This window comes from Actinobacillus indolicus, assembly GCF_004519515.1.
GTDB classification, from domain to species: domain Bacteria; phylum Pseudomonadota; class Gammaproteobacteria; order Enterobacterales; family Pasteurellaceae; genus Glaesserella; species Glaesserella indolica_A.
This window is the reverse complement of record NZ_CP038145.1, coordinates 1,905,173-1,921,115: the sequence shown is the minus strand read 5'-3', so window position 1 is coordinate 1,921,115 and position 15,943 is coordinate 1,905,173. Positions and strand designations below refer to the sequence as shown.

Sequence of the window (15,943 nt, the reverse complement as noted above, 5' to 3'; positions counted from 1 at the left end):
TTTACTCTTTTCCAGTGTAAATTTTCCAGTAGATCTCTTTCTTTGTTTGGCAATTTTATTTTATAAAAAACAATCTTAGAGGTTTTATGAATCTAGTTGATTATTCAAGTTCAATATGGTCAGTTGTGCCTGCGCTTTTAGCCTTACTACTTGCCATTATCACACGCCGAGTGATTTTTTCCCTAAGCATCGGTATTATTGTTGGTGCAATTATGCTAGCTGGTGGCAATGTTGTTGATGCATTTATTCATCTCAAAAATAGTGTTTTTTCACTTGTTTATAAAGAAGAGGGAATAAATGCTAATAATGTGAATATTATTTTATTCCTACTTTTACTCGGTATTTTAACTGCCCTATTAAGTATCTCAGGAAGCAACAAAGCATTTGCAGATTGGGCCCAACAACATATCAAAGGGAAACGCGGTGCAAAATTAATGGCTGCTGCTCTTGTATTTTTTACCTTTATTGATGACTATTTCCATAGTTTGGCTGTAGGTGCAATTGCAAGACCAGTAACTGACAAGTTTAAAGTTTCTCGAGCTAAATTAGCCTATATCCTTGACTCTACTGCCGCACCAATGTGTGTTTTAATGCCTATTTCAAGTTGGGGAGCTTATATTATTACCTTAATTGCAGGGTTATTAGCAACTTACGGAATCACAGGTTACTCTCCGCTAGGCGCATTTATGGCGATGAGTGCAATGAATTTTTACGCTATTTTCTCTATGATTTTAGTCTTTGCTGTCGCCTACTTCTCCATCAACATTGGCTCAATGGAAAGATTTGAACAACTTGCAGAAAACACATCAACGCCAGAAGATGAAATCCCTGTATCATCAAAAGAAAAAGGGAGTGTTCTAAATCTTATCTTACCAATTATTACGTTAATCATCGCAACAATTTCAATGATGATGTATACCGGTAATCAAGCATTAGCAGCCGATGGAAAACCTTTTGATGTCTTAGGCGCCTTTGAAAATACCACAGTCGGTATTTCATTAGTTGTCGGTGGATTAAGTGCATTGGTTGTAGCAACGGTATTGATTGTTTTAGGTCGAAAAGTCAGTATCAACGATTATATTAAATCTTATGCTATTGGCTCTAAGTCTATGCTTGGTGCTATCACTATTTTATTCTTCGCTTGGACAATTAATGGTATTGTGAGCGATATGCAAACGGGTAAATATTTATCAAGCTTAGTTGCTGGCAATATTAACCCTGCATTTTTACCTGTTATTTTGTTTACCTTAGGTGCTGCAATGGCCTTCTCTACAGGAACAAGCTGGGGAACATTCGGTATCATGTTACCAATCGCTGCTGCAATGGCGGCCAATGCTGAGCCAGCACTATTATTACCATGTTTATCTGCGGTAATGGCTGGTGCAGTATGTGGTGACCACTGCTCACCGATTTCAGATACCACCATTCTGTCATCTACAGGTGCGCAATGTAATCATATGGATCACGTTACTTCACAATTACCTTATGCGATAACTGTCGCAGTTGCTTCGGCAGTAGGTTATTTAGTGCTTGGATTTACAACCTCTGCTCTACTCGCTTTTGCAACAACAGCTGCAGTTCTACTCGTTCTTATTGTAGTATTTAGATCGAAAGCAATAAAAGCTTAATTTCTCAAAATAAACAAGCGGTCTGTTTTGGTAAATATTTTACAACAACAGACCGCTTGTCTATATAAAACGCTTGCTAAGGCTGAATAATTTGAGACGGTTCCAATGTTGAAGCATCTGCGCCGAATAACAACCTCACCGCCATTGCAGTTCGAGCAAAAAATTCTCGAATACGTACTTTATAATGCCCTTCAGGATATTTGGCCGCAAAACAAATTGCATCAATATTTTTAAATTTTGCGATTAACAATGCTCTTTCACAATGAAATTGCTGAGAAATAATCGTAAAGGCATTAAGACGAAATACTTTATCTGCACGAATGATCGAATCTAACGTATTATATCCCGCATAATCTTGCTTAATATTCTGTAATGGAATCCCCATTCTACGCATATCCGTCGTCATCATTTTCGGTTCATTATAATAGGCGGTTTTATTATCTCCACTCATTAATAAATAATGTACCTTATTACTCAAAAATAAGGACTTTGCTGCTTCCAAACGATATTTATAATATAAATTCGGCGCACCAGACAAATAAAACTTAGCCGTACCTAAAACAACTGCATATTCTCGTTTCGGGATTTTCTCGGCATCCGTATAAATTTGATCTTTAACCCAATATCCAGTACCAAAATCAATCGCAAGCATCAATATAAAAATCACAACAAATAACCTGAATATCGGTCTTACAAGACGTGACAACCCTTTAGACAGTTTTTTCAAAAAACTCCCTTTTTCATTTGTCTGTTGCGATACTTGTAATTCTTCCATTATGTCCTATTTTTGCACTTGCTTTGCTTCCACATGAGTAATATAAATTGTTGCCCCAATAATAATCGCCGCTCCTAACCATAGCTTACCCGGTGGCACCCAGTTAAAGACAAGCCAACCTGCTAAAACGTTCAATGGTAACTTAATAAAATCAAACGGCTGAATATAAGAGGCATCAGCAAGATTATAGGCTTTAGCCACCGCAAGCTGTGCTAATGCCGTTAAAAAACCTAATAAAATCAAGAAACCAAAATCACTAAATGACGGCAAACTAAATCCTTCAGGGCTTAAATTCGTCAATGCAATCAACAAGTTAAATGGAGTAATTAGAATAAATAGATAGGCGACCATTGTGGTTGGCGAATCTTCACTAGACAGTTTTTTCACCATCAACGAATAACACGCCCAGAAAAATGCGGCAGCAACAGGCAATAACACTACCCACTCAAAATTTTCTGACCAAGGCTCTAAAATAATCATTGCCCCCACAAATCCCAAGAAAGTCGCAATCCAGCGTTTTGTATCTACTTTCTCTTTCAAAAATAGCCCAGAGCCAATAGTCACAAACAGTGGCGATGTCATCAACAACGCAATCCCCTGCCAAATGGGAATAGGATAAGCCAAAGCCATTGTCCAGCATTGAATACCGATTGCCGATAAAAACACCCGAAAACAGTGCTGACCAAAATGTTTCGTTCTTAACGACTGAAAAAAGCCCATATTTGCCATACTTGGCATTAAAAAGACAAACGCAACAAGGTATTGCACCAGAGCAATAACACTGGCATCAATCGTTGAAACGGAAGTTAATTTAGGAATAAGCGTATTGACACAAGCAAATAAAAAGCCTGCGGTAATAATTGCAATAGTGCCTTTGACGGGGTGGTGGTGTGACATAACTACTTAAAAATGAAAAATAAAACAAATTGTTAGCATAGCCTAGCTAAGGGAAATTGCAAGCTTGATTTTAAAAATCTAAACATATCGATATACAATCAAATGTATAACGAAATAATCTCAACCTAAAGCGTTATCGTCTAACTTCCTGAGCAATTTGATAATCGTCAAAACTTCATCAACGGAAATCTCTATATTCCCTACGAATGACTTAATCGGGTCAATTTTCTATTTTGTGGGGAAATTATATGAAACATCAATCAGACAGCAGCCATTTTTCGGCGGAACGACGTTCGTTTCTCAAAGGTGGTGCTGCGTTAAGTGGGGCGGCACTTGCAGCAAGTGCTGTTCAAATTCCAATTGCAAAAGCGAACCCAAAAACAACCGCTTCTACGGCGAATGAAAAACTTGTTTGGAGTGCTTGTACCGTAAACTGCCACAGCCGTTGCCCGTTGCGTATGCACGTTCAAGATGGCGTGATTAAATATGTAGAAACCGATAATCTTGGTTTAGACAATTACGGCGATTTCCACCAAGTGCGTGCTTGCGCAAGGGGACGTTCAATGCGTCGTCGTGTTTATAACCCCGACCGTTTGAAATACCCGATGAAACGGGTTGGAAAGCGTGGCGAAGGTAAGTTTAAACGTATCACTTGGGACGAAGCCTTTGAAGAAATTGCGTCTAATTTAAAACGCATTATTGCTCAATACGGCAACGAAAGCCTTTATTTGCCGTTTGCCACAGGCACATTAGGAGCAACAGTTGCAGCATCTTATCCGCCACCACGCAGTATTTCCAGCCGTTTTATGAACAGTATCGGCGGTTGTCTAGGGCATCACGGCACTTACAGCTACGCTCAAATTTTTGAAGCTATTCCTTATATGTACGGCAGTAACGCAGGCAATAGCCCAACGGATATTGAAAATTCCAAGCTCGTGGTCTATTTCGGCAATAACCCTGCGGAAACCCGTATGAGTGGCGGTGGTGTGACTTACCTTTATCAACAAGCGGCGGAACGTTCGCAAGCTAAAACCATTATGATTGATCCACGTTATAACGACACTATTGCAGGTCGTGGCGAGTGGATCCCGATCCGCCCAGGTACAGATGCGGCATTAGTGGAAGGTATGGCGTATGTGATGATTACCGAAAACTTGGTCGATCAAGCCTTCCTTGATACTTATTGTATCGGTTATGACGAAAAAACCTTACCTGCGTCAGCAAAACCGAACGCTCACTACAAAGCCTATATTTTAGGACAAGGGGACGATCAAACGACAAAAACTCCAGAATGGGCAGAAAAAATCACCGCTATTCCAAAAGAGCGTATTATCAGCCTTGCACGAGAAATTGCGACCACAAAACCTGCTTATATCTGTCAAGGTTGGGGGCCACAACGCCACGCCAACGGTGAACAAGCCGCCCGTGCTATTGCCATGTTAGCCTGTTTAACAGGTAACGTGGGGATTAGTGGTGGCAACAGCGGATCTCGTGAAGGTTTCTATACAATGCCGTTTGTGCGTTTGCCTGTGGGCGAGAACCCGATTAAAGCAAAAATTCCTATCTTTATGTGGACAGATGCCGTAACTCGTGGCAAGGAAATGACCGCTTTAACCGATGGTTTAAAAGGTGCAGAGAAGCTCAATCAGCCGATTAAATTTATCCTGAACTACGCAGGCAACTGTATTATCAATCAACACTCAGACATCAACCGTACCCTAGATATTCTGCAAGATGAAAGTATGCTCGAAATGTTGGTGGTGATTGATAACCATATGACATCGACCGCAAAATGTGCCGATATTCTCTTACCAGACTGTACTACTTCAGAGCAGATGGACTTCTGTATGGACGGTTCGGCAGGCAATATGGGCTATGTCATTTTTGCAGATAAAGCGATTGAACCACAGTTTGAATGCAAACCCGTCTATGAAATCTTGGCAGGCATTGCGGAAAAAATGGGGGTTAAAGAGAAGTTTACCGAAGGCAGAACCCAAGAAGAGTGGTTACGCCATCTCTATAAACTTACTCAAGAGAAAAATCCGTTCTTCCAACAGTTCAGTTTTGAAGAGTTTAGAGAAAAAGGCATTATCAAACAGAAAGATCCTGCTGGACATATGGTGGCGTTTAAAAAATTCCGTGAAGATCCTGTGGCAAATCCACTCACCACCCCATCTGGCAAAATTGAGATCTACTCCGAACGTTTGGCCAAAATCGCCGAAACGTGGAAATTGCCTGAAGGTGATGTGATTAGCCCATTGCCTATTTATGCTCGTCAATTTGAAGGCTGGGATGATCCGAAGCGTGAGCAATATCCGTTACAGCTTGTCGGTTTCCACTATAAATCCCGTGTTCACTCAACCTACGGCAACGTCGATGTGTTACAACAGGCTTCGCAACAATCCGTTTGGATCAACCCGCTTGATGCCGAAAAACGTGGCATCAAACACGGTGAAATGGTGCGAATTTTCAATGATCGTGGTGAAACGCGTGTAATGGCGAATGTCACACCGCGTATTATGCCAGGCGTAACTGCAATGGGTGAAGGGGCTTGGTATATGCCTGATGGAAAACGGGTGGATCATAACGGTAGCTTTAACGTCTTAACGACGCAACGCCCGTCGCCATTATCAAAGGGCAATCCACAACATACGAACTTAGTTGAAATTGAACCAGTGGTGAAGGGGTAATAAGCTATGAGTAAAAAACAATACGGATTTTACATTGATTCGCAACGTTGCACAGGCTGTAAAACCTGCGAACTGGCGTGTAAAGACTATAAAGATTTAACCCCTGATGTGAGCTTCCGCCGTATTTACGAATACTGCGGTGGCGGTTGGAAACAACAGGGCGATGCGTGGACGCAAGATGTATTCTCTTATTATCTGTCGATTTCCTGTAACCACTGCGACAATCCCGCTTGTGCGAGCGTTTGCCCAAGCGGTGCAATGCATAAACGTGAAGACGGCTTTGTGGTAGTTAATCAAGAAGTTTGTATCGGTTGTCAATATTGCTCAATGGCTTGCCCTTATGGTGCGCCACAATTTAACCAACAACTCGGCAGAATGACCAAATGCGACGGCTGTTTTGAACGAGTTGAACAAGGTTTAAAACCAATGTGCGTCGAATCTTGCCCATTGCGTGCGTTAGATCTATTACCGATCGATGAACTTAAAGCAAAATATGGTGAAATTCGTGATGTCGCCCCGTTACCAGATTCGAGCTACACCCAGCCGAACATTGCATTGCGTTTAAATAACAACGCCAAACCGACCAACTATCAAGGCGGTTTCTTAGCCAATCCGAAGGAGGTATAAAATGGGTGCTGGATTACACGAATTACCCTTAGTCTTTTTTACCGTACTGGCTCAAACAGTTGTTGGGGCATTTATTGCACTTAGCTTACTGCTTGCGACAGCACAAGGTAAAACAGCAGCAAACAAAATCCATTACATTATGACAGCCCTTTGGGTATTAATGGCAATCGGCTTTATTGCGTCTACCACCCATTTAGGTTCACCTGAACGAGCATTTAATGCATTAAACCGTGTTGGTGCATCGGATTTAAGTAATGAAATCGCCACTGGCTCACTATTCTTTGCCCTTGGTGGTGCTTACTGGGTATTAGCGGTTAGCCGTTATTTGCAAAAAGATCGCCCAAACTTACCGCTTGTTAGCTTTGTTTCATCTATTGAACACAAACTACCAACAGCGTGGCAACCGTTGGGGCGTGTAGTTGTTGCTATTTCAGGTTTAATTTTTATCGGGGCAATGGCAAAACTCTACCTAATCCCAACTGTGCCAACGTGGAATAGCGTCTATACGCCAGTATCGTTTTTCTTAACGGCTGTATTAGCTGGTTCTGCTTTGGCAGTCGGCTTATTACAAGCGGTACGTTGCGGTGAGTATTTACAAAAAAGCTTGGTTGGTATTGCAATCGTTGGGGCGATTGCCACTGCAATTAGCACCTACTTGAACTATCAATATCTCTTAGGGGTAAAAACGGCGATCTTCACTGCATTAGATCTCGTACCTGATTATCTCACTATCACCTTTATCCGCTTTGGATTGATTATTGTCGGTATTGTCTTATTGCTAGTAGCACTGAAAAAACGCACTGCACTCATCAGCTTCAGCGGATTTGCGTTAATCCTGATCGGTGAATTACTCGGTAGAACCTTGTTTTACGGATTACATATGACGGTGGGATTGAAAGCGTTAGGGGGTTAACAGACATAATGTTTCTTTAACTTACCTTCCCCTGTTTATGGGGAAGGTAGATAGAAAATCTAAGATCTAAACTGACTTGGCGAACAGTGATAATACCGCTTGAATGTCTTGCTAAAATGCGCTTCTGAGCTATATCCCACCTCTGCTGCGATTTGTTGGATACTTTTTTGGCTGTATTTCAACAAACTCTCCGCTTTCTGCATTCGTAGTTCCGTTAAAAATTGCCCTGCCAACATTCCCGTTTTCTCTTTAAACTGTTTAATGAAGGTCGCCCTTGACATTGCACAACGCTCAGCAAGACTTTCCATTGTCCACTCTTGAGCTGGATCTTCTAACATCGCATTGACCGCATAACTTAAACGGTTATCTTGCAATGCCGCTAAAATGCCTTCTTTTACCTGATGATGCGCTAAATAATCACGAATTAAATAGGTAAATAATACATTAGATAAAGCATTTACAACTGCTTTACCGCCTAATGCTGGCGTTGCCTCTTGGCGCAATATGGCTAATAGCGACAGAATAGAATGATTTTCCGTAGAGAGATACCATTGTGGTAAAGAAATGAAAGAACGAGACAATGAGCTGGAATAATGAAAATAACCACAAAACATTTCAAAATCATGTAATAAGTGGTTGTTTGCACACAGTGTAAATGCACCATACTCCTGTTGTATATCAATTCTCAACGGATCTGGAGCAGCTTCAACCTGTTTCTCTATAATGTGTGCTGAACCATAAGGTAAGAAGAACACATCCCCTTCCTTAAGGTGATAGCATTGTTCTTCCAAACGTAAACAGCACTGTCCTTTTGAAATAATGTGGAACACGCCTAACAGATCTCTATTTTGTGGGTGGTTTAATTGCCAACTGCCATTAAAACGGCATAATACATTGATTTCTCCTTTAATATTGGCAAATTCAATTAACCTATCTAAATAGTCCATTTTACCTCCCCTTTATAATGAATAATAAGCTGATCATATTAAACAAAACAGGAGTATAAACAGATAAAAACCGAATAAAAACAACTTATTTGTAAAAAATTAGTTAAATCTGACCGCTTGCATTTAGCCATTTAAAAATCTAGACGTTTAGATGTCTAAAATTTCTTGACGAAATTATTTCCTATTCGTAAACTTGAAGCTATTCAAAGACAAGCGGTCGCTTTTTTACCGTTTTTTGCAAGGATTTTTATGGCACAGCAGATTACTCTTTTTGATGATATTCCCCTTGAGCTTGCTTTAGGCGGAACACTTTCGCCTATCAATGTCGCTTACCAAACTTATGGCACATTGAACGCTGAAAAAAGCAATGCTGTGCTGTTGTGCCACGCCTTAACGGGTGACGCTGAACCCTATTATGCACCGCCTGCGGATAAAGGCTGGTGGCAAGATTTCATCGGTGCAGGATTAGCTTTTGATACTGATAAATACTTTTTTATCTGCTCGAATGTGCTTGGCGGTTGCAAAGGTACGACTGGTCCTTCGTCTATTAATCCACAAACAAACAAACCTTACGGCAGTCAATTTCCTGTTATCACAGTACAAGATATTGTGAAAGTGCAAAAAGCCCTGATCGATAAGTTGGGCATTACCCAGTTACAAGCGGTTGTAGGCGGTTCTTTTGGTGGAATGCAAGCGACACAGTGGGCGATTGATTATCCGGAACAAGTGAGAAATGTGGTTAATCTCTGTTCTTCGCTTACTTTGAGTGCAGAAGCAATCGGCTTCAATCACGTTATGCGACAAGCGGTAATAAACGATCCCCATTTTAACAACGGCGATTATTATGGCAGTACTCCCCCAGATAACGGCTTAAAAATTGCCCGAATGCTTGGTATGCTCACCTACCGCACCGATGTACAACTTGCCAAAGCCTTTGGGCGAGAAGTGAAACAGACGGGAACGATTTGGGGTGATCATTTCCAAGTAGAATCATATCTCAGCTATCAAGGGGTCAAATTTCTAGATCGCTTTGACGCCAACAGTTACTTACGCCTGTTAAGAGCTTTAGATCTCTATGATCCTGCTTTAACCTATGCAAACGAGCAAGAAGCACTCAGTCGCATTAAAGCGAATTACACCCTTGTTGGTGTAACGAGCGATCAACTCTTTAAACAGATTGACCTACATAAAAGCAAACAGCGTTTAGAAAATGCAGGCATTGCCGTCGATTTTTACGAATTTCATTCCGACTTTGGACACGACGCGTTTTTAGTGGATTATCCGTTTTTTGAAGAGATGATTAAGAAAGGGATTGCGAAGTAATTAAACGCTTTTCAACCTATTCGGCAACACTGACTGAAACAGCTCTCGGCTTTTCAGCGGTGCTGATCCTAGATAAGGCTTCAAGGCAATGCGGGTGAAGCGTTTTGCTGACTGTAAGGTGTCTTTCTCTGAAAAATCCATTTCCGAAAAAGCTAATAAATCTTTGCCGATAAAGGTGTGATTATTTTGCAGTAGCGAAGCGATAAAGCCTTCACCTTCTCTAAATTGATAGGTCATTTTGGGATCGACAGGCTTACCTGTTGCGGCACAATGACAAAAATCTACCCCATAACCTAATGCTTTAAGTGTTTGAAATTCAAAAGCGCGTAAGATCGGTTCAATCTCATTTGGCTGGCTTGCCAACTTTGTCATACAGTGTAGATAATGCTGAAATAACTCAGGGTAAGCGGTGTGATTTTCCAATACTCTTGCAAGCACTTCATTGACATAAAAACCGCTATACAGTGCCAGGGTTTGCATAGGTAAGGTCAAGGAAGCCGGTTCGGCTTTGGTGAGTGTTTTTAAGTCCCCTTTGCCCGTCCATTTCAGTAATAACGGGGTAAAGGGTTGGAGAACAGACTTCAATGGCGAACGTGGTCGTCTTGCCCCTTTAGCAAGTAAGGTAATCCGCCCGTGATTTTCAGTGAAAAAATCAACAAGCAGACTGCTTTCGCTGTACTCTCTACGATGTAGCACAAAGCCACGTTGCCACTGTTCGATCATTATATCCCTTTAAAATTTAAACAGTATCCTAAATAGATTAAGATTTTTCAAGGTTAGCGCTTTATTGAGCCATATTTAATTTCATAATGTGCTACAGCTTCATTTTCTTCTTTTTCAAGATCTTTTGAGAATTTCAATAATGATTGATATGACGTATAAAAATTAAAATTTGTTTCTAATCTAGCTGGAGATAGAGAACCATAGAATAATGAATCAAGAGAAACTTTAATGACCCATTCATCAGATTTCTTGGCTGATCTTATATTTGGCATAACGGATAAATCAAAACACCCTTCATATGTTACCCCTATATTCTTTTCACATTCATTTGTTAATGCCTGAATAAATGTTTTAGATAACCGCTCATCATTTAATTCAAAATCAATGATATAAGTATTTTTTTTCTTAGAACGAAACTCAGGAATGTAGAAAATTGGCTGCTCATTACAAAAAATAGATAAATAATAGTAATACTCATCAGTTTGATGAATATCTATATAGTTATATCCTATTGATATATCTAGATATATATTTTCATTGATAAGTTTTGCCATTCGTTATCTCTAGTAAAAGTACATATAGAAAATATGTACTTTCACAATCTTTTATAATTTATTCGTCAATATAACCCAAACTTCTTAACGCACGTTCATCATCCGCCCAGCCGGCTTTAACTTTCACCCATAGCTCAAGGTGGACTTTATTATCAAACAGACGTTCCATATCCGCACGGGCTTCGGTGCCGATCACTTTGATCTTCTGACCTTTGTTGCCGATCACCATTTTTTTCTGCCCTTCACGTTCCACTAAAATCAAACCATTGATTTCATAAGTGCCACGTTCGTTGGTTTTAAACTGCTCAATTTCAACCGTCACCGAATAAGGCAGCTCTTCACCCATAAAACGCATTAATTTTTCACGGATAATTTCTGACGCCATAAAACGTTGCGAACGATCGGTAACATAATCTTCAGGATAGTGATGAATGCCCTCTTTTAGCGACCCACGCACAAATTTCTCTAAAATATGTACGTTTTTGCCCCGTTGAGCTGAAATCGGAATAATCTCTTTAAACGGGAATTTCTGCGATAAAGCGGTAAGATGTGGCAATAATTCTTCTTTTTCCTTGATATTATCCACTTTGTTAATCGCTAAAATCACTGGAGCTTTGGTCGAACGCAATTTATTGAGTACCATTTCATCATCGTCCGTCCATTTCGTACCTTCTACCACAAAAATCACCATATCGACATCACCAATCGCACTGGCTGCCGCACGGTTCATCAAGCGGTTAATCGCTCTTTTTTCTTCAATGTGAAGCCCTGGAGTATCGACATAAATCTCTTGATACGCCCCTTCGGTTTTAATCCCTAAAATACGGTGGCGTGTTGTCTGAGCTTTACGAGAAGTAATCGAAATTTTCTGCCCTAAAATTTTGTTTAATAGCGTTGATTTCCCTACGTTTGGGCGACCAACAATGGCAATAAAGCCACAATATGTTTTTTGATCTGTCATTATTTTGTTCTCTTAAAAATATTATTTTATCCCCAAAACCTTTATCACCTGCAATGCGGCATCTTGTTCGGCTTTGCGACGGCTCGTGCCGTTACCGATAAAGATTTCATCGACTTTTTCAACTTTACAACTGACTTTAAAAGTTTGGTTATGGGCTTCGCCTTTAATATCAATCACTTCGTAAGTCGGTAGTGGTAATTTACGCCCTTGTAGATACTCTTGCAAACGGGTTTTTGGATCTTTTTGAGCTTCGCCTGGTTGCATATCATTCAGAAGCTGTTGATACCAACAATGCACACGCTCTATCGCTCGATCAATCCCAGCGTCTAAATATACCGCTGCAATAATCGCTTCCACACAATCGGACAAAATGGACTCTCGACGATAACCACCACTTTTTAATTCTCCAGCCCCTAATTTCATATACTCGCCTAACTCAAACTGACGAGCGACAACCGCAAGGGTCTGTTCTTTCACCAATGCTGCACGCATACGGCTTAATTCCCCTTCATCCGCTTTAGGGAATTTTTCATATAGAGCTTTACCAATGGCAAAATTTAAGATGGAATCGCCAAGAAACTCAAGGCGTTCATTATTTTTTGACGCAGCACTGCGGTGAGTGAGGGCTTGGGTGAGGTAATCAAGGTTAGCAAATTGATAACCTAATTTTTTCTGTAATCGTTCTAGTTGCATAAGTTTATTTGTCATTTCAATTCATTCCCTCGCCCGCTTGCGGGAGAGGGTGGAGAAAATCCGTAGGATTTTCGGAGGGAGAGGGCTTTGCAAATTGTTTATAAAATCTTACCGCTTGTTTGCCCTCTCTCTGCTCAAAATAGCCTTACGCTATTTTGAGCTGTCTCTCCCCCACAAGTGTGGGAGAGTAACGTTATTATTTAATCGCCGTAAACATTCTCTCAAAACGTAATCCGCTTGGAAATTCGTTCGGTTTCTTATCAAGGCTTAACCAAATAACACTTGCTTTACCGACCATATTCTTTTCAGGGACAAATCCCCAAAAACGGCTGTCTTCGCTGTTATCACGGTTATCCCCCATCACAAAATAATGTCCTTCTGGTACTACCCATTCCCCAGCAGGAATACCGTCTTGTTTGAAGAAATAAGGCTCGTAGTTAAAAGCATGCGGATTATTTAAAATTTGGTGGGTAACATCACCAATCTCGGTACGTTCAACTTGCATTTCACCGTGGTAGAAAAAGTCAGGATTTGGTGCACCGCCTTCGTATTTAAACACCACTTCTTTGCCCGAATCGCCGTGAACAACGGTTAAATTACGGGTATGAAAATCATATTTCACACGGTCGCCACCGACACCCACAACACGCTTGATATAATCAACGTGTGGCTGTTTTGGGGCTTTAAATACCACAATATCCCCACGTTCAGGCTTACCCATCGGAACAAGCGTATTTTGCCAAATCGGGTCTTTAATTCCATAAGTAAATTTATTCACTAACAGAAAATCACCCACGCGTAATGTTGGCTCCATTGAACCGCTTGGAATTTGGAACGGCTCAAAAATAAATGAACGTAAAATAGTGACTAATGCCAACACCCCAAATAGTGACGCAAAAAAATCCCCCACTAATGAACGAGGTTGAATTGCGGCTTTTTCTTCTGCTGAGAGCGGTTTACCTAAGCGCTTTTCTTCACGCTCAATCGCACGCAAGCGGCGAGGTTCAGCACTAAATTTGTAAAACGACCAAAAGCCACCACAAATAACGACCAAACCTACTAATATAATGGAAATTGTATTTGGTAGTTGCATTGAATCCAACACTTTCCAAACACCGTACAATACTGCAATAAAACCAATGGTTAAAATATTGCTCATATTTAACACTCACTCCTTTTGGAATTTATTTACTATCCAAAATGTAGGGACACTCTGAGTGTGTCCATTACAACATTTAATTTATCAATAGATATGAATGTTATATGTGGACACACTCAGTGTGTCCCTACATATATCTGTTCACTAATCTTTCCCAACGTGCAAAATCGCTAAGAACGCTTCTTGTGGCACTTCCACGTTACCTAAAGATTTCATTCGTTTTTTACCTTCTTTCTGCTTCTGTAACAGTTTTTTCTTACGGCTTACGTCACCGCCGTAACATTTCGCCAATACGTTTTTACGCAACTGCTTCACCGTCGAACGAGCGATAATATGGTTACCAATCGCCGCTTGGATCGCAATATCAAATTGCTGACGTGGAATTAACTCTTTCATTTTTTCCACTAACTCACGACCACGATAAGGGGCGTTGGCTTTGTGGACGATTAACGCTAACGCATCGACACGCTCGCCGTTGATCATAATATCCACACGCACCATATCTGCCGCTTGGAAACGTTTGAAACCATAATCCAAAGACGCATAACCACGCGAAGTCGATTTTAAGCGGTCGAAGAAATCCAATACCACTTCACCCATCGGAATTTCATAGGTTAATGCTACTTGATTACCGTGATACACCATATTTGTCTGTACACCACGTTTTTCCACACAAAGTGTAATCACATTGCCTAAAAACTCTTGCGGTAACAACATATTACATTCTGCAATCGGCTCACGAATTTCCGCAATATTGTTAATCGCAGGCAACTTCGACGGGCTATCTACATAGATAACCTCGCCATTGGTTTGTTCCACTTCATAAACTACTGTCGGTGCTGTGGTAATGAGATCTAAATCATACTCACGTTCTAAACGCTCTTGAATGATCTCCATATGCAACAAGCCTAAGAAGCCACAGCGGAAGCCAAAGCCTAATGCCGTTGAGTTTTCTGGCTCATAGAAAAGCGACGCATCATTTAAGCTCAATTTCGCCAACGCATCACGGAACGCTTCATAATCATCAGAGCTAATCGGGAATAAGCCTGCATAAACTTGCGGTTTTACTTTTTTAAAGCCTGGTAACACTTCGCTTGCAGGATTGTGATGATGGGTTAAAGTATCCCCAACCGGTGCACCTAAAATATCTTTAATCGCACAGACCACCCAACCTACTTCGCCTGTTTTTAATTCCGTAGTATCCACTTGTTTTGGCGTGAAAATACCGAGACGATCCACTTGATAAGATTGTCCTGTACTCATTACCTTGATTTTATCGCCTTTTTTTAACACACCATTTTTGACACGCACAAGGGAAACCACGCCTAAATAGTTATCGAACCACGAGTCAATAATCAAGGCTTGCAACGGTGCATCAGGATCGCCCTCTGGGGCTGGAATTTTCGCCACGATTTCTTCTAAAACGAGATCGATACCCACGCCAGTTTTTGCTGAGCAACGCACCGCTTCCATCGCATCAATCCCGACAATATCTTCAATCTCTTCTGCAACACGCTCAGGATCCGCTGCAGGCAAGTCAATTTTGTTTAAAATCGGCACCACTTCCAAATCCATCTCAATCGCCGTGTAACAGTTAGCAAGGGTTTGTGCTTCCACACCTTGTCCAGCATCAACGACCAACAACGCCCCTTCACAGGCAGCAAGGGAACGAGAAACTTCATAAGAGAAGTCCACGTGTCCTGGCGTATCGATAAAGTTTAACTGATAGGTTTGACCATCTTTTGCTTGATAATTTAAGGTAACACTTTGTGCTTTAATGGTAATACCACGCTCACGCTCAAGATCCATAGAGTCTAACACTTGAGCTTCCATCTCACGATCTGACAAACCACCGCAAGTTTGGATCAAGCGGTCAGATAAAGTCGATTTACCGTGGTCAATATGAGCAATAATAGAAAAGTTACGAATGTTCTGCATTTTCATAAGGGCAGTAAATGTCCTATTTGTATTGTTATTGATAAAAGAAAAATAATCGGCGGATTGTACCTGAAAATTACAGGAAAGGGAAAAGGAAAGCGGTGGGATTCAGTAA

14 protein-coding genes are annotated in these 15,943 nt (G+C 40.9%); 5 read left to right on the top strand and 9 right to left on the bottom strand.

The window, feature by feature from the left end; genetic code table 11:
- Positions 1–86: 86 nt before the first annotated feature.
- The gene (locus tag EXH44_RS09530; protein WP_162857266.1) at positions 87–1,628 is read left to right on the top strand and encodes a Na+/H+ antiporter NhaC family protein; all 1,542 of its coding nucleotides are present in this window, start codon (positions 87–89) and stop codon (positions 1,626–1,628) included.
- A gap of 76 nt (positions 1,629–1,704) precedes the next feature.
- On the opposite strand, the gene EXH44_RS09525 is transcribed toward EXH44_RS09530, so the two are convergent.
- Positions 1,705–2,403, bottom strand: coding sequence for a SanA/YdcF family protein (locus tag EXH44_RS09525; protein WP_162857264.1), 699 nt, complete (start codon positions 2,401–2,403; stop codon positions 1,705–1,707).
- A 6-nt stretch (positions 2,404–2,409) separates the two neighbouring features.
- The gene (locus EXH44_RS09520) at positions 2,410–3,300 is read right to left on the bottom strand and encodes a DMT family transporter (protein WP_162857263.1); all 891 of its coding nucleotides are present in this window, start codon (positions 3,298–3,300) and stop codon (positions 2,410–2,412) included.
- Between the two features lie 248 nt (positions 3,301–3,548).
- Here EXH44_RS09520 and EXH44_RS09515 point away from each other — a divergent pair, with 248 nt between their 5' ends.
- The 3 genes from EXH44_RS09515 to EXH44_RS09505 are packed head-to-tail and all read left to right on the top strand — an operon-like array spanning position 3,549 to position 7,530.
- The gene (locus tag EXH44_RS09515) at positions 3,549–5,990 is read left to right on the top strand and encodes a DMSO/selenate family reductase complex A subunit (protein WP_162857261.1); all 2,442 of its coding nucleotides are present in this window, start codon (positions 3,549–3,551) and stop codon (positions 5,988–5,990) included.
- Positions 5,991–5,996: 6 nt separating this feature from the next.
- Positions 5,997–6,617: a DMSO/selenate family reductase complex B subunit gene (locus EXH44_RS09510; protein ID WP_162857260.1), complete on the top strand. Its 621-nt coding sequence runs from the start codon at positions 5,997–5,999 to the stop codon at positions 6,615–6,617.
- 1 nt (position 6,618) lies between these two features.
- Positions 6,619–7,530: a DmsC/YnfH family molybdoenzyme membrane anchor subunit gene (locus EXH44_RS09505; RefSeq protein ID WP_162857259.1), complete on the top strand. Its 912-nt coding sequence runs from the start codon at positions 6,619–6,621 to the stop codon at positions 7,528–7,530.
- 59 nt (positions 7,531–7,589) lie between these two features.
- Here EXH44_RS09505 and EXH44_RS09500 read toward each other — a convergent pair whose 3' ends face one another.
- Positions 7,590–8,477 carry a helix-turn-helix domain-containing protein gene (locus EXH44_RS09500; RefSeq protein WP_162857258.1) on the bottom strand — a complete coding sequence of 296 codons (888 nt, stop codon included), beginning with the start codon at positions 8,475–8,477 and terminating at the stop codon, positions 7,590–7,592.
- 249 nt (positions 8,478–8,726) lie between these two features.
- Here EXH44_RS09500 and metX point away from each other — a divergent pair, with 249 nt between their 5' ends.
- Positions 8,727–9,800 (top strand): homoserine O-acetyltransferase MetX, encoded by a 1,074-nt coding sequence (metX, locus tag EXH44_RS09495; protein WP_162857256.1) that lies wholly within the window; start codon positions 8,727–8,729, stop codon positions 9,798–9,800.
- On the opposite strand, the gene recO is transcribed toward metX, so the two are convergent.
- The 6 genes from recO to lepA all read right to left on the bottom strand — a co-directional run bounded on the left by recO (position 9,801) and on the right by lepA (position 15,828).
- Complete coding sequence (gene recO, locus EXH44_RS09490; RefSeq protein ID WP_162857255.1) at positions 9,801–10,523, bottom strand: DNA repair protein RecO; 723 nt, start codon at positions 10,521–10,523, stop codon at positions 9,801–9,803.
- Between the two features lie 53 nt (positions 10,524–10,576).
- Positions 10,577–11,077 (bottom strand): hypothetical protein, encoded by a 501-nt coding sequence (locus EXH44_RS09485; protein WP_162857253.1) that lies wholly within the window; start codon positions 11,075–11,077, stop codon positions 10,577–10,579.
- Between the two features lie 58 nt (positions 11,078–11,135).
- Positions 11,136–12,038: a GTPase Era gene (gene era, locus EXH44_RS09480; protein ID WP_162857251.1), complete on the bottom strand. Its 903-nt coding sequence runs from the start codon at positions 12,036–12,038 to the stop codon at positions 11,136–11,138.
- A 21-nt stretch (positions 12,039–12,059) separates the two neighbouring features.
- The gene (gene rnc / locus EXH44_RS09475; protein ID WP_162857571.1) at positions 12,060–12,731 is read right to left on the bottom strand and encodes a ribonuclease III; all 672 of its coding nucleotides are present in this window, start codon (positions 12,729–12,731) and stop codon (positions 12,060–12,062) included.
- Between the two features lie 196 nt (positions 12,732–12,927).
- On the bottom strand, positions 12,928–13,890 hold the full coding sequence (lepB, locus tag EXH44_RS09470; protein ID WP_162857249.1) for a signal peptidase I: 963 nt from the start codon (positions 13,888–13,890) through the stop codon (positions 12,928–12,930).
- A 144-nt stretch (positions 13,891–14,034) separates the two neighbouring features.
- Positions 14,035–15,828 (bottom strand): translation elongation factor 4, encoded by a 1,794-nt coding sequence (gene lepA / locus EXH44_RS09465; protein WP_162857570.1) that lies wholly within the window; start codon positions 15,826–15,828, stop codon positions 14,035–14,037.
- Between the last annotated feature and the right edge of the window lie 115 nt (positions 15,829–15,943).